Here is a 14,361-nt window from a genome sequence, read left to right on the forward strand (position 1 = left end):
CTAACCTACCTTCAGTTCGTTGCCAACGATCTTTCGATAAACAGCGAAGAGTATCAACGTCACGAGAAGCAGAACCGCTCCCAGTGCGCACGCCATGCCCCAGTTCAAGGCCACATTCGTGAAATAGGCGATGTAGTAGCTCACCATCTGGTCGCCGGCTCCGCCCAGCAATGCCGGAGTAATGTAGTAGCCCAAAGCCGTGATGAATACCAGCAGTCCGCCGGCGCCGACTCCTGGCAGCGTTTGCGGAAAGTAGACCTTCCAGAACGCGCCGAACGGGTGACTACCCAGCGAGATCGCTGCCTTCGTATAGCTGGCTGGCACTGATTTCATGACGCTGTACAGCGGCAGAATCATGAACGGCAGGAGGATATGAGTCATCGAGATCAGCACCCCCGTCCGGTTGAACAGCAGTGTCAATGGAGACGATATCAGGTCCAGCGACAGCAACGCCTTGTTGACGAGGCCCGATCCTTGAAGGATGACGATCCAGGCGGAGATCCGCACGAGGATCGAAGTCCAGAAGGGAAGGAGCACCAGGATCATCAGCAGATTTGCCTTACCCGCCGGCAGACTGGAAATCCAGTATGCCAGGGGGTAGCCGAGGAGCAGCGCGGCGAGCGTTACCAGGCCGCTAATCACGAACGTTCGCATGAATACCTCCCGATATGCCGAGGCGCCTGGATCAACCGGAACGATGTTACCGGCAGAATTGCGACGGTAGTCCATCGTCGCGAGGAGATACTGGCTTGTGTATCGGGATGAATCTTTAGCGATTACCTGCCAGTAACCGGGATCTTCCCAACGCCGGTCGATTTCGATCAGCTTTTGTCGCACCTCGTGCGCAGGCAGCGCTGAATCATCGTCGCCGAACGGAAGTGCGCTGGAAGTCTTGTAAAACAGCGAACGGAAACCCTCCTTCTGCCCGTTCAGTCGACCGGCAGCGGTACCCGAACTGTTGTTCCCGCCGTTGCGCTCGATATCCAGCATCAGCCCGCGAAAAGCGTCATCCGGAACTGCCGATTTCCGATCCCAGTTTCGCAGCGCCGCCGTCGTGTCTGGCAACGCGTCAACGACTTCCGGACTCTGAATCGACCGCGAAATCATGGATGCAACGGGCATCACGAATACCAGAAAAATGAAAATAGCAAGAGGAGCGACCAGCGCCAGCGCCGCCATCTGTTTACGTAAATTCACGTTCCTAAGCGATCGCTTGAGCTCACGCAAATGCCAATCCTGCTGCTGAGTAGTTACCGCGCTCATGTCTCTCTCCTTCGCGTACCCATGTGTTCGAGCGATGGGTACGCGATTCGCGTTATTGCGCTGCCCACGCGGTGAAACGCTGTTCTAGCGCATCACCATGGTCGGTCCAGAACCCTACGTCGTTGGGGATAGCATCTTTGCCATTCTTCGGCGAGTTAGGCAGGTTTGCAAGAGTGGTTGCATCAAGCAACTTTAAGGCGCCCTTGTTGGTTGGCCCGTACGGAATGTGCTGCGCGAACGCAGCTTGGGACTGCGGTTCGAGCACGTAGGCAAGGTACTTCTCGGCTGCGTCCTTATTTTTCGAGCCCTTCGGAATTACGAAATAGTCCAGCTCATAGATGCTTTGGTACCACGAAATACCCAGGTTCTTGTTCCCCGCCCGCATTGCGGCATCGATGCGGCCGTTATACGCGGTGGACATCGAAACATCACCGGCGACCAGGAACTGGGGCGGCTGCGCGCCAGCCTCCCACCACTGAATGTATGGCTTGAGCTCGGCCATCTTCTTGAACGCCCGATTGACGCCAGCCTCCGTGCCCAGCACGGTGTACACGTCTTTCGCCGGAACGCCATCTGCCATCAGTGCGAACTCGAGGTTATAACGCGCCTCCTTCTTCATGCCACGCTTGCCAGGAAATTTCTTGACGTCCCAAAAATCCTTCCAGCCCTGTGGCGTGCCCTTCGTCAGCGTCGGGTTGTATGCCAGCACGGTCGACCACACGAATGTGCCGGCAGCGCAGGGAGTCACCGATCCAGGCACCAGATCACCCTTTTTCGCGATCTTCGACCAGTCGAGCTTCTCGAAGAGTCCGTCCTGACAGCCGCGTCCGATGTCTGCCGACTCGACTTCAACGACATCCCACGTGACATCTTTGGCGTCGACCATCGCTTTGACTTTGGCCATTTCGCCCGTGTACTCAATCGCATTCGTCGGAATACCGCTCGCTTTCGAGAACGGTTCAACCCAGGCAGCCTTCTCGGCGTTCCCCACGGCGCCGCCGTAATTGACCGTCGTAAGGCCGTCGGCCAATGCGAAAGCGGAACAACACATCATGGCAGCCACGCCGACCGTATTTCTAAAGAACCTCATTTCGTTCTCCTTGGCACAAGGTGATTTCGCTACGCGTGGTCAATTGAAAACTCTTAGATGATCTTCATGAAACGACAACGCGATTCGATTTCCCGGTTGGACATGGGCCGCCCCGTCCTGCCCGAGCGGAACCTTCACGAAACACTCTGTTTCTCCGGGGCAGCGGCAGCGTAGCCGGACGTGATCGCCGAAGTAGATCATCCCAAGCGTTTCGCTGTTGATGACATTGCGCTGCTGTTCGGATTGCCGTCCAATCGAGAGCCGCTCGGGACGGATCACCCCTGTGGCGTGGCTACCGACATTGAGCCCGGCAACATTCAGCGCACGTACGGTCGTACCGTCTGCGATGCGCAACTCGCAATAATTACCATCCCGGCTTACGACGGTGCCTTCCACCCGGTTACTGTCACCAATGAAGTTGGCTACAAACAGATTCCTCGGCGATTCGTAGAGCGAGTCGACCCGGTCGAGCTGTTGGATCACCCCCTGATCAAAGACCGCTACTCGATCAGACATCGTGAGCGCCTCACCTTGATCGTGTGTGACGTACACAAAGGTCAGGCCAAGAGATTCGTGCAATGCCTTGAGCTCAATCTGCATGTGCTCGCGCAGCTGTTTGTCCAGCGCGCCAAGCGGTTCGTCCATCAGCACAAGCTTTGGATTGAACACCAACGCACGCGCAAGCGCCACTCGCTGTTGCTGACCGCCTGAGAGCTGACCTGGCATTCGCTTACCCAGCTTTTCCATGTGGACCATCTCGAGCGCCCGCTTGACGCGCGCGGCCCGCTCGTCTGGCGGCATCTTGCGAACCTTGAGGGGATACTCGAGGTTCTGTCCGACGGTCAGGTGTGGAAAGAGTGCATAGTTCTGAAATACCATTCCAATGTCGCGTTTATGCGGCGGAATACGATTAAGTAACTGACCATCCAGCCAGATTTCTCCATCGGTTGGGTATTCAAACCCGGCGAGCATCATGAGACAGGTGGTCTTTCCCGAGCCAGACGGACCAAGCAAAGTGAGAAACTCCCCCTTCTGGATGTCGAGATTCAGGTCTTTGACGACGAGTGTTTCTCCGTCGTATGTCTTCCGAACATTGCGGAAGCTCACAAATGTGTTGCCCTGGTCTTGCATGATCGTTACCCTCAATGTCTTTCGGTGCGGAAGGCACCTGGCAGCGCAGGCGGTAGTGCTGTGTCTGCAGATCGGCTGCGGCGACAGGGAGGCGCGCAGGGTACTTCCTTCCCCGTGCCTCGCCATGGGCGTTTTCGCGCCATGTGCTGCGTAGCTCGATTGAGGTTCTCGATAACGATTTCTGCGCCTCGCCGGGTGTTTTCGGTACCCGGGAGCTTGCGGTGTCGTACGTGCATCTTCGTCTCCAATCTTATAAATATTCGAACACCCCTTCGCTACAGCCTTTTTTCTTCTAAGGTGCTTGCTGCTATCGGCCGCGCCCACACATCAGCGGAGCGGTCGCGATTTGTTCCGGCTTGCCCGCAACGGTGACGTGTTCAGCTGGGCAAGTACTCCTCGCTCCAGCTTTCGCCGACTGCCCCTCGCGCAATCAACGTCGCAATCTGGGTATCGCTGTAGCCCATCTTGCGCAGAACCCCTCGGGTCGAGGCACCAAACTTTTCTGCTGGCGCCAGTGCGCGGATCGGAGCAACGTGAGGGCGAATCGCAAAAGGATCGAGTTGGATGACGCGTCGTCCACTCGGATGCTCGGCATACACACTGAATGAATAGCTGGCGTTATCGATACCCGGACGATTGTCTGCAGGGCGGCTGTAGCGTTGGCGCAAGTTGTCGATATTGTCCGGAATGGCTGCCGCCACATTGGCCGCTTGCAGCCGCGTCTGCCAGGTTTCGGCGGAGGCCGTGGCGAACGCGGAGCTGAGAAACGCTGCGGGATCTGCCGCGTCACGGATGCCCGTCAGCCCCTCTACGGCGTTTAGCTTGTCCAGTTCCTTTTCGCTGGCGTCCACATACAACCAGTCATCCGCGGCGCGAAAGAAGCGTGACAGGTTGCCAAAGCCCTGGGCGCTACGGCCGGAAGGCTCATCGAACGGGGCCCGGCGTGCGTAGTCGTAGCAGAAGGGAATCTGCACCAGGTTGCCGAGCGATGCCAGGGAGGTCCGGGCACGGCTGATCTGGCCGGTTCTGGCTTTGCGATATAACGCGGCGGCAATGCCGAGCGCTGCAGCGAACCCGCAATTCACGTCAATGGTTCCGACGTGAGCGTGTTCCTCTGGCGTAGCCATGCCGCCGCCGAAGCGCAGCATGATGCCGGTGCTGGCCTGGATCAAGTCGTCGTAACCGAGATAATCGGTCCGCGGGCCGCGACGCGGTCCCCCAAAGCAATCCAGTTGACAGAAGATCACGCCAGGGTTGACGGCCTGGAGACTGGCTTCGTCAAGACCCAAAGGTGCCAGTTGACGATCCGGTGCATTCATCACGATCACATCAACCGAACGAACCAATTGGTTAAACACCTCGCGTCCGTCAGGGTGGTTCAGGTCGACCAGGACGCTTTGCTTGCCGCGGCCCGAAGACATGCCAAAGACCACTGTGTTCCAGGGATCATAGTTGGGCGTTACGGGGTCGAGCTTGATAACCTCGGCGCCGAACCGGCCGAGGTAGGAGGTCGAATGCGGACCCGCGATGACATTGGTCAGATCGAGGACACGCACACCGTCAAGCCAGCCGCCAACATGCTGTTCAGATGGGGGCGGCAGTGCCGTGGGCGCGCACTTATCCAGGATGGCCAGGGCTTCTTTGAGACTCACCGTGCGGCGTGAGTCGGGCGAGAGCATCAAGTCGGCACTGTCTTCCAGCCAGGCGATCGCGCCGGGCTGTTTCATATTGCCGTACTGGTGGTCGTCGACATCGACCACGAGACCCGCGGCGTTGGCGTGCTCGTCATGCAACCATTCTTGAGTCGATCGGTGGGGCGCACCGGGAAACCGGCCTTCGCCGAAAATTTTTTCCCACTCGGTCGCTGTCCTGGTCAGGAACACCTCCTTCATGCGTGCCGAAATGCGCCGTGCCCAATGGTCAGGCAACGGGTAGACACCGAGTGAGGCGTCCCCCTCCCACTGAGAGATAGGAAGGTAGGGGTCGCTCACTGTCGGCAGCCCGGCAGATAGCATTTCCTCGTACAAGCCCATCGCCTGAAGGCAACGCCTGGCGTGCGAGCGGTGTGACGGGCATACCGCATAGAACTTGCGACCGTCCGCGCACTCGTATGTGCGGTAAAAGGGGTCGAGATATTCTTGCAGTTCTTCGTAGCCGAGGTTCATCGGAAGATTTTCCGACCGCCGCCGCTCAATTTCCTTTTCGCGCAAGGTCTTGTAGCGTTCGGGATAACCGTCGATCTTGATCGAGTTGTAAGACAGTCCCTCCATCACCGCCGCGGCCAGAGGCACCTCGATTTGATCACCCACTCCCGTGCGCTCCCGCGCTTGCAGAGCGAGTGCCACCGCGGAGACAGCCAGCATGGTGCCGTAGGACGAGGCTAGCGGCAGCGGCGAAAAGCTCGGGTTTATCCCCATCAGTACGCGGTTCTGACCCATATCGGTGAATACCCCGGAGGCCGACGCAATAATCGGCTCGAGGGCGCGCCAATGACGACGCAACTGGTCGTTGCTGGCGAAGCCAGGGATGGACAGCGTAATGAGCTCGGGCCTTTGACGACGCAGCTCGGCGAAGTCCAGACCCAACCGGGTCATGACGCCCGGCCGGAAGTTCTCGATCACGATATCGGCACGCGCGATGAATGCCATGGCCGCCTCGAGCCCCTGCGCGGACTTCAGGTCAAGCTGCAAGCAATACTTGTTGCGGTTCAGTACGGCATTGGCCGGGCTGTCCCAAAGCGGCCCAGCAGGGGGATCGATGTGAATGACGGTGGCGCCGAGATCCGCCAGGATCATCGCCACGGCCGGGCCGGCGATGTACTGGCCAAAGTCGATGACTTTCACGCCGCTAAAAGGCAGTTGATCATGCTTTCCCATGGCTCACCGACTCATCTCCAGGACCTGCAGATCTTCCGAAACGCAGGTCATCATTGTGGTGGGTCGCCGCCAGCACCAATCAACCGCATTTCGAATGCGAGGCGAGGGGCCTTGGCGACGAACTGGGGATCACTGTCGGATACAACGGGGAGCCGGTAAAGCAATAAAAAAACCGAGGATGGGGCTATTTTATTTATGGCTGAGGCCGGCGGAGTGAATGCGCCGGAAAATGACCAGTCGATCACTGGCAGCCCGGCGAAATGGACGTGCGATGTCCACCTGCCTGATCAGTTCCGCGCACGCCCCTCCTGAGCCTTCGCACTCAGCCAGGCCACGAACGCCGCGGCATCAGGGTTGACGATGCTGTGCGGAGAATAGACCAGGTAGAAAGCTTCACTGGTCGTAAGCCGGGATTCGAAAGGCGCTATCAGTTGCCCGGTGTCCAGCATCGACTGGACCAGCGACGAGCGCGCCAAGGCCACCCCTTGACCAAGCTCGGCCATTCTCAAAGCAGAGATCAAGGTATCGAACTGCATTCCCTTCGAAGAGTCGACCTGTCCCGCGCCTGCTTTCTTCAACCAGTATCCCCAGCCCTCCTCGTAGCCCAGGACGTGGAGTAGTTCGTGGTAACGGAGATCCTTCGGCGTAGCCAGTGGCGCCTGTTCGGAGGGCAAGAATGGGGCGCAGACCGGCAGCAACGTATCCCAGGTCAGCCGCTCGGCCTTGAGTCCCGTCCATTCTCCATGTCCATAGCGGATTTCCATATCGGCTTCGACGTCGGTCACGCTCGAATCGCCCCCCCATATGTTGCTGGTGATACGCAGATTGACCTCGGGGTGGCGTTCACGAAAGTCGGGTAAGCGCATTGCCAGCCAATGGGTAAAAAACACCAGGCTGACCCGAACGGTAAGGACTCTGCCGTGACCTTGCCCGAAGATCTCTTCAGTTGCGGCCGCCAGTCGCTCTACGGCCTCGTGGACAACCGGCAAATAGGCTAGCCCGGCCTCAGTGAGCTCGAGTCCTCTTGGCAAGCGCTTAAAGAGGACTGCCCCCAACTGCGACTCGAGTCCCTTCACCTGTTGGCTTACCGCCGCCTGGGTCAGGCTCAGCTCGGTCGCCGCATGGGTGAAACTGAGATGCCGGGCAGAGGATTCAAATGCGCGCAACCAGTTAAGCGGAGGTAATCGTTTTCTCATTCTGCAGACCGTTTGACTAAAGCTGTCCGACTTCGTGGATTAGTTGCGTGTTGCGGCAACTCAGGATCCACCAGACCCGCGGACGCGGCGGCGTTCCCAGGCGTCGACGAGTGCGTACGCACTCCAATTGGGCAATCGAACATATGTTAGCGCGGAATTTCGAACACTCTGAAATGACAAGCCTGGTGGGGCGGTTTCAAGAGCGTTCTCACAGGCACTCGCACGCCCGCGAGCATAAAAAAACCTTGAGCTTGCAACAAGAATCTTTGGCTTTGACGGGCGGCGCGCGCCCCTTAGACTGGCTTCGCAATCATTCGAACCTCAACGGTCACGATGCGAACCACTCCCCCGCAACTCAAGGTCGACGTCTGGCGCGGTAACGACGAAGGCAGCTTTCAGCGCTTCGACGTGCCGCGCATGGAAAGTCAGACCGTGCTCGACGTCGTGATCCACATCCAGCGCCATCTGGATGCGACGCTGTCCTATCGCTTTGCGTGCCGGGTCGGCATGTGCGGTTCATGCGCAATGACCGTCAACGGCCGCGCGCGATGGACCTGCCGCACGCACGTCACCAAAGTCATGAAGCACGCCGGTGACGTGCTCGAAATCGCGCCTCTCAATCACCTGCCTGTCATCAAGGATCTGGCGACGGATATGACCGCCTTCTTCGACAAATGGCGCGACGCGAAGGGCTATTTCAAGGGCGAGCACACGCGTCACGAACCTGCCGCTTGCGTCGATCCCGCCTCCGCCGAACGCAAGGCGGCCGACGCGGGGATTGAATGCATTGGCTGCGGCGTCTGTTATGCGAGCTGCGACGTCGTCGCATGGAACCCCGACTATCTCGGACCCGCCGCGCTCAACCGTGCGTGGACGCTCGTCAACGACGTACGCGACATCCAGCAGCAAACCCGCGTCGCAGCCGTCTCCAACGACGCAGGCTGTCATTCGTGCCATACGCTCGGCTCGTGCACCGAACGGTGTCCCAAGTCGCTGCAGCCGACGGCCAGCATTGCTGGCCTGAAGCGGCTTCGCGGCCATGCGCCGAAAGGAGAACCGCGATGATGAGCGGCTGGCAGTTGCAGCGCCTGTCGGCGATGGTGCTGACCTTATGCGTGGCCGTCCATCTTGTCACCATGATTATCGTCGTGCATGGCGGGCTGAGCGCGGCGAACGTGATCGCGCGTCTGCACGGCAATACGGCGTGGGCGGTGTTCTATTCAGTGTTCGTGCTTGCGTCGTCCGCGCATGTGCCTGTCGGCTTGAGAAGGATCGCCGAGGAGTGGCTCGGCTGGCGCGGGCGCAGCGTCGGGGTGGCGAGCGTGATCGTCGGCATTGCGTTGGCGATTGCCGGTCTGCGCGCGGTCTTCGCGCTGGTAGGAGGGCCGCAATGAGCGACATGGCACGCGCAGCGAAACCGGCAACAGACACGAACCACGCCGGACACCGCACCCCTGGCCGGCGCGCCGACTCGCGCGCGCGCAACCATCCCGCGTGGTGGGCCTTTCTTGTGCACCGTCTGTCCGGACTCGCGCTCGCCTTCTTTCTGCCGCTGCACTTCTGGGCGCTCGGCACCGCTTTGCACGGCGCAGCATCGTTCGAGTCGTTTCTCGCCGTGACGAGGCAACCCGCCTTCGTATTCGCCGAGTGGGGCCTCGTCACGTTGCTGGCCGCGCATCTGTTCGGCGGCGTGCGCATTCTGCTCATCGAATACCGGCCATGGAGCGGTTTGCGCAAGAACCTGATCGCGGCGACAGCGGGCGGCGCATTGGTCATCGGGCTGGCGTTTGCGCTGTCGCTTACGTCGTGAACGCACGGTCCCCCGACGGAGATTCATCAATGGACATGCAGCAGATCGAAGAGGTCGCGAAGCAGTTGTACATACGCGCGCTGAAGCATTTGCCGCCCGACATCAAGGACGGTATCGCGCGCCTCGAACGCGCTGAAACCGACGACACCGCGCGCCGCGTGCTGGGCACAATGCGCACCAATATCACGATTGCCGAAGATCAGGACAACCTGCTGTGCCAGGACACCGGGCTGCCGATCTACAACGTGACGATCGGCACGGGCCTCGCGCTCGACGGCGTCGCGTTGAAAGCAGCGATCCGGCGCGGCTGCGAACGGGCCACGCGCGAGCATCCATTGCGCTCGTCGGTCGTGCATCCGCTGACGCGGAACAACGAACATTCGTCTTGCGGCGTGCTGATGCCCGCGATCCATATCGACTTCGACTCGACAGCCGACACGCTCGTGATCGAAATGATTCCGAAGGGCAGCGGTTCGGAAAACAACTCGTTTCTGAAAATGGCGATTCCGGCGGAAGGTGTCGACGCGATCAAACGCTTCGTGATCGACTGCGTGGTCGATGCGGGCGGCAAGACGTGTCCGCCGACGATTGTAGGCGTGGGCGTCGGCGGTACCTCGGATCTGTGCGTGTGGCTCGCCAAGCGTGCCGCGACGCGCGCGCTCGGTACGCATTGCGACGATCCGGCGGCGGCCGCGCTGGAGGAGGAACTGTCGGCCGCGGTGAACCGCCTGGGCGTCGGCCCGCAGGGGCTCGGCGGCGACGCGACATCGTTCGCGGTCCACCTCGAACTGGCGGCGACGCATATCACGATGAATCCGGTTGCCGTGAACATGCAGTGTCATTCGGCCCGCCGCGCGCGCGCCACGCTGACGCCGGCGGGCGTCGAGTACGGCTACTGACGCGCGGGCTGTCCGCATCGGCACGCACACCGTCAAGGAACGATCGATGACTCATCACACGCTGTCCATGCCCGCTAGCGAAGCGCAGATTCGCGCGTTGCGCACGGGCGACACCGTTACGTTGACAGGCACGCTGTTCGGCATCCGCGACGCCACGCAGATCCACATGTTCGACCGTGGCCGCACGACTCGCTTCGATCTGCGCGGCCATGCGGTGATTCACACCGCGCCGAACGTGCGCAAGGTGCCACGCTCGGACGCACATCCGGCGGGCTACGAGCCTGTCTGCGTCGGCACGACGACGTCCGCACGCATGGAGCGCTTCACCGCGGCGCTGATGGCGCAATACGGCGTGCGCATCGTGATCGGCAAGGGCGGGCTCGGGCAGGCGTCGAGCGATGCGTTCGCAAAATACGGCGGCGTGTATCTCGCGATCGTCGGCGGCACGGCGGCGCTGGAGACGACATGGATCGAACAGATCGAAGACGTCGATCTCGACGACCTGAACCCCGAATCGCTATGGCGCTTCAGGATCGGCGAATTCGGCCCGCTGCTCGTCGCGATGGATAGTCACGGCGACAGCGTCTACACGAAGGTCCAGCAGAGCACGCGTGAGCGGCGCGAAGCGGTGCTCGCGTCGCTGGGCATCAGAAGCTGAACGAACGCAGCGTCGTTCATCACGGGGAACCGACCATGAAGCACGTGGATACCGACATCCTGATTCTCGGCAGCGGCGGCGCGGGCCTGTTTGCCGCGCTGCATGCGCAGGCCGACGCGCCGCAGTTGCGCATCACGATCGCCGTGAAAGGATTGCTCGGCAAATGCGGCTGTACGCGCATGGTGCAGGGCGGCTATAACGTCGCGCTGGCACAGGGCGATTCGATCGAACGTCACTTCATGGATACGATCGAAGGCGGCAAATGGCTGTCGAACCAGGAACTCGCGTGGACGCTGGTGACACGCGCGGTCGAGCGGATCAACGAACTCGAAAACGAACTGGGCTGCTTCTTCGACCGCAACCCGGACGGCACGCTGAAGCAGAAGGCATTCGCCGGGCAAACCTTCGACCGCACGGTGCACAAGGGCGATCAGACTGGCATCGAGATCATCAACCGGCTTGCCGAACAGGTGTGGGCGCGCGGGATCGAGCGGCTCGAAGAACATCGCGCGGTGGAATTCATCGAGTCCGAAGACGGCAGCGCACTGGCCGGCGTGCTGATGATCGACATTCGCAGCGGCGAATTCGTCTTCGTGCGCGCGAAGGCCGTGCTGCTCGCGACGGGCGGCGGCCCCACGATGTACAAGTACCACACGCCGAGCGCAGACAAGAGTTGCGACGGCATGGCGATGGCGCTGCGTGCCGGCCTCACGTTGCGCGACATGGAGATGGTGCAGTTCCATCCGACGGGCTTGCTGGCGGGCACTCATACGCGCATGACGGGCACCGTGCTCGAAGAAGGGCTGCGCGGCGCGGGCGGCTACCTGCTGACGGGCGACGGCGAGCGCTTTATGCACCGCTACGATCCGCGCGGCGAGCGCGCGACGCGCGACATCGTCTCGCGCAGCATTTTCCGTGAACTGCGCGCGGGCAACACGACGCCGAACGGCGGCGTCTATCTGCGCATGGATCATCTCGGACCCGACAGCGTGCGCCAGCGTTTCAAGGGCATGGTCGAACGCTGCGCGGATTGCGGCTTCGATCTGGCGGGCGGCCAGGTCGAAGTGGTGCCGACCGCGCACTACATGATGGGCGGCGTGTTGTTCGAGACCGACTGTTCGACGACGCTGCCGGGCCTCTTCGTCGCGGGCGAGGATGCGGGCGGCGTGCACGGCGCGAACCGGCTGGGCGGCAACGGCGTCGCGAATTCGACGGTGTTCGGCGGCATTGCGGGTGAGACGCTCGCGCGCTGGGTGCCGCGCCATGGGCGCCTCGCCACCGCCGATGCCAGTCAGATCGAGCGCGCCATCGAACGTTGCACGCGGCCGCTCGGCCAGCCTGCGGGCGATCTCGAATCGATACGCGACGACCTGTACGAGTTGATGTGGCGCGACGTCGGCATCCTGCGCGACGGGCAGGGCTTGCTGCGCGCGAGAAGCGCGTTGATCGACATCGGCGAACGGCTGGACCGCACGGGTGTCGATGGACGCGATCTGCGCTTCAACCTGTCGTGGCACGACTGGATGAACCTGCACAACCTGACGCTCGTGAGCCGCGCGATCACCGAGTCGGCGTTGCTGCGCGAGAATTCGCGCGGCGCGCATTTCCGCGAAGACTTTCCCGATGCCGGAGATCTGGACACATCCGAGTATGTATGCCTGCGGCTTCAGCAGAACGCCTTCGAAACCAGCCGCCGGCGCGTGCAGTTCACGCGCGTGAAGCCTGGTCAGTCGCTGCTCGACGAATCATTGCCACTGGCGGAAACGTCGGCCGCCGTCGTGAAGTGACGCTTCACGGCGGCCGTGAACGCTTCGCGTCCGTGTTCGCGCCGTTCCAGCAGGCCGACGCGGCGCGGCGCGATCCGCTCGGGCAACTCGGTCACGCGCAGCCCTGATTCGTGATTCCAGTTCGCATTCGCGAGACGCGGCACTACCGAAACGCCGAAACCGCGCTTCACCATTTCGCAGATCGATTCGAGCGAGTTCAACTCCATGATGTCGTGCACGGAAGCGTCGAGGCCGCGCAGCGCGTCGTCGATCAGCATGCCTGTCCACGTCTGCCGGTCGAAACGGATGAACGGCTCACGAAGCAGCGTGTCGACTTGCGCGCGCGGATTGTCAGCCGACGAGATCAGCACCATCGGCTCGTGATACAGCACCGTCCACTTCAACGCGGCGGGAAAGCCGGTGGGCGACTGCGTGACGATGGCGGCGTCGAGTTCTCCGTTCTCCACGCGTAGCGTGAAGTCACTCGACAGGCCCGTGAAAAGCTTCAGTTCGAGGCGCGGGTAGCGGCGTTTCAGATTCAGCATCGCATCGGCGAACGCGCCCATCAGCGACGACACCAGCGCGCCGACCCGCACGACGCCCGCCAGTTCGTCGCGGCCCGCCGTGGCCAGAATCCGCCGATAGTTGGCGACCAGCGTTTCGGCGAGCGGCACGATCGTGCGTCCCCGTTCGCTCAATGCGACCGAGCGCGCGCCCCGTTCGAACAGCACCATGTCGAGATCGCGTTCCAGTGAACGCATCTGCAGGCTCACGGCGGCCTGCGTGAGACACACTTCGTCGGCGGCTGCGGCGAACGAGCCGTGGCGCGCGACGGACAGAAACGTGACGAAATAGCGAATCGCACTCATGACGCTCACTCCGCTTGACGTTGCCGCATCGGCATTACTTTATCGCGTGAACAAGCGATGAGCCCAGCAGCGCCACGCCCGAAGCGAACAGCAGCGCAAGCAGCACCCGCCGAAACGCGGTGTCCGACAGACGCCGATAAAGCCGTGAGCCGAGCCACGCAAACAGCAGCGACGACGGCAGCATCCAGGCGAAGAGTACTAGCGTCTGCTTGCCGATCAGGCCCGTCAGTGCATACGTGACGAGCGTCAGCGATTGCATCGCGATGAAAAAGCTTTGGCAGATCGCGCGCTGCGTATCTTTGTTGTGACCGCGCAGCATGCACCATATGGTCGGTGCCGGACCGACGAGCCCCGCAATGCCGCCCAGAATGCCGCCGACCACACCGACGCCGCCGTCCGCCCAGGCACCGCCTGCCGTCACCGTCGGCAGATCTTTCGCGGCGAGCATCACGCCGCAATAGACGATCATCAGCAGACCGGCGCCGATCCGAAAGCCGACGGGATCGATGAACGGCAGCAGCGTCGCGCCGATCGGCACGCCGACGATGCCTCCTGCGATGAACGGACCGATGATCTTCGGCCGTATCTGCGAGCGCACCGTATGCACGGTTAGCATCTGTCCGACCAGCGAGCCGACCACGAGCATCGGCCCGATCGCTTGCGGCGGCAGCGCCCATGCCCAGAACACCATCGCGACGAGACCGAACGCAAATCCCGCCAGCCCGGACACGAAGCCCGCGACCGCGCTGCCTCCAATCACCAGCAGCGCGATGTCGGCGCTTAGCAACGAGCCTCCCGTGCGT

The 14,361-nt window shown here is 61.4% G+C and carries 13 protein-coding genes; 6 read left to right on the top strand and 7 right to left on the bottom strand.

All coding sequences use genetic code 11. The features are described 5' to 3' along the window. From OKW35_RS36240 to gcvA, 5 genes are all read right to left on the bottom strand, one after another. On the bottom strand, positions 1–1,263 hold the full coding sequence (locus OKW35_RS36240) for an ABC transporter permease (protein WP_429554569.1): 1,263 nt from the start codon (positions 1,261–1,263) through the stop codon (positions 1–3). 52 nt (positions 1,264–1,315) lie between these two features. Beyond that, positions 1,316–2,353, bottom strand: coding sequence for an ABC transporter substrate-binding protein (locus OKW35_RS36245; RefSeq protein ID WP_429405856.1), 1,038 nt, complete (start codon positions 2,351–2,353; stop codon positions 1,316–1,318). Positions 2,354–2,392: 39 nt separating this feature from the next. Further along, positions 2,393–3,484, bottom strand: coding sequence for an ABC transporter ATP-binding protein (locus tag OKW35_RS36250; RefSeq protein WP_090805787.1), 1,092 nt, complete (start codon positions 3,482–3,484; stop codon positions 2,393–2,395). 377 nt (positions 3,485–3,861) lie between these two features. Beyond that, a complete protein-coding gene (locus tag OKW35_RS36255; protein ID WP_429554570.1) occupies positions 3,862–6,360 on the bottom strand; it encodes a CoA transferase in 2,499 nt (832 codons plus the stop codon). A 287-nt stretch (positions 6,361–6,647) separates the two neighbouring features. Continuing rightward, on the bottom strand, positions 6,648–7,556 hold the full coding sequence (gene gcvA, locus OKW35_RS36260) for a transcriptional regulator GcvA (protein ID WP_184066433.1): 909 nt from the start codon (positions 7,554–7,556) through the stop codon (positions 6,648–6,650). A 333-nt stretch (positions 7,557–7,889) separates the two neighbouring features. On the opposite strand from gcvA, the gene OKW35_RS36265 reads away from it, so the two are divergent. From OKW35_RS36265 to OKW35_RS36290, 6 genes are read left to right on the top strand one after another with little or no spacing between them, the layout of a single operon-like run. Then, positions 7,890–8,621: a succinate dehydrogenase/fumarate reductase iron-sulfur subunit gene (locus tag OKW35_RS36265; protein WP_429554571.1), complete on the top strand. Its 732-nt coding sequence runs from the start codon at positions 7,890–7,892 to the stop codon at positions 8,619–8,621. After that, positions 8,618–8,950, top strand: coding sequence for a hypothetical protein (locus tag OKW35_RS36270; RefSeq protein WP_018422881.1), 333 nt, complete (start codon positions 8,618–8,620; stop codon positions 8,948–8,950). The genes OKW35_RS36265 and OKW35_RS36270 overlap by 4 nt, the downstream gene beginning before the upstream one ends. Then, positions 8,947–9,366 (top strand): succinate dehydrogenase, cytochrome b556 subunit, encoded by a 420-nt coding sequence (sdhC, locus tag OKW35_RS36275; RefSeq protein ID WP_090805014.1) that lies wholly within the window; start codon positions 8,947–8,949, stop codon positions 9,364–9,366. The genes OKW35_RS36270 and sdhC overlap by 4 nt, the downstream gene beginning before the upstream one ends. A gap of 29 nt (positions 9,367–9,395) precedes the next feature. After that, the gene (locus tag OKW35_RS36280) at positions 9,396–10,265 is read left to right on the top strand and encodes a fumarate hydratase (RefSeq protein WP_429554572.1); all 870 of its coding nucleotides are present in this window, start codon (positions 9,396–9,398) and stop codon (positions 10,263–10,265) included. A 46-nt stretch (positions 10,266–10,311) separates the two neighbouring features. After that, on the top strand, positions 10,312–10,923 hold the full coding sequence (locus OKW35_RS36285; RefSeq protein WP_429355571.1) for a FumA C-terminus/TtdB family hydratase beta subunit: 612 nt from the start codon (positions 10,312–10,314) through the stop codon (positions 10,921–10,923). 35 nt (positions 10,924–10,958) lie between these two features. After that, positions 10,959–12,710 carry an L-aspartate oxidase gene (locus OKW35_RS36290; protein ID WP_429554573.1) on the top strand — a complete coding sequence of 584 codons (1,752 nt, stop codon included), beginning with the start codon at positions 10,959–10,961 and terminating at the stop codon, positions 12,708–12,710. On the opposite strand, the gene OKW35_RS36295 is transcribed toward OKW35_RS36290, so the two are convergent. Beyond that, a complete protein-coding gene (locus OKW35_RS36295; RefSeq protein ID WP_429554574.1) occupies positions 12,650–13,558 on the bottom strand; it encodes a LysR substrate-binding domain-containing protein in 909 nt (302 codons plus the stop codon). The genes OKW35_RS36290 and OKW35_RS36295 overlap by 61 nt on opposite strands. A 34-nt stretch (positions 13,559–13,592) precedes the next feature. Beyond that, the gene (locus tag OKW35_RS36300) at positions 13,593–14,345 is read right to left on the bottom strand and encodes a sulfite exporter TauE/SafE family protein (RefSeq protein WP_018422887.1); all 753 of its coding nucleotides are present in this window, start codon (positions 14,343–14,345) and stop codon (positions 13,593–13,595) included. Positions 14,346–14,361: the final 16 nt, after the last annotated feature.

It is taken from the genome of Paraburkholderia sp. MM5477-R1, assembly GCF_050436385.1.
Taxonomy (GTDB): Bacteria; Pseudomonadota; Gammaproteobacteria; order Burkholderiales; family Burkholderiaceae; genus Paraburkholderia; species Paraburkholderia tuberum.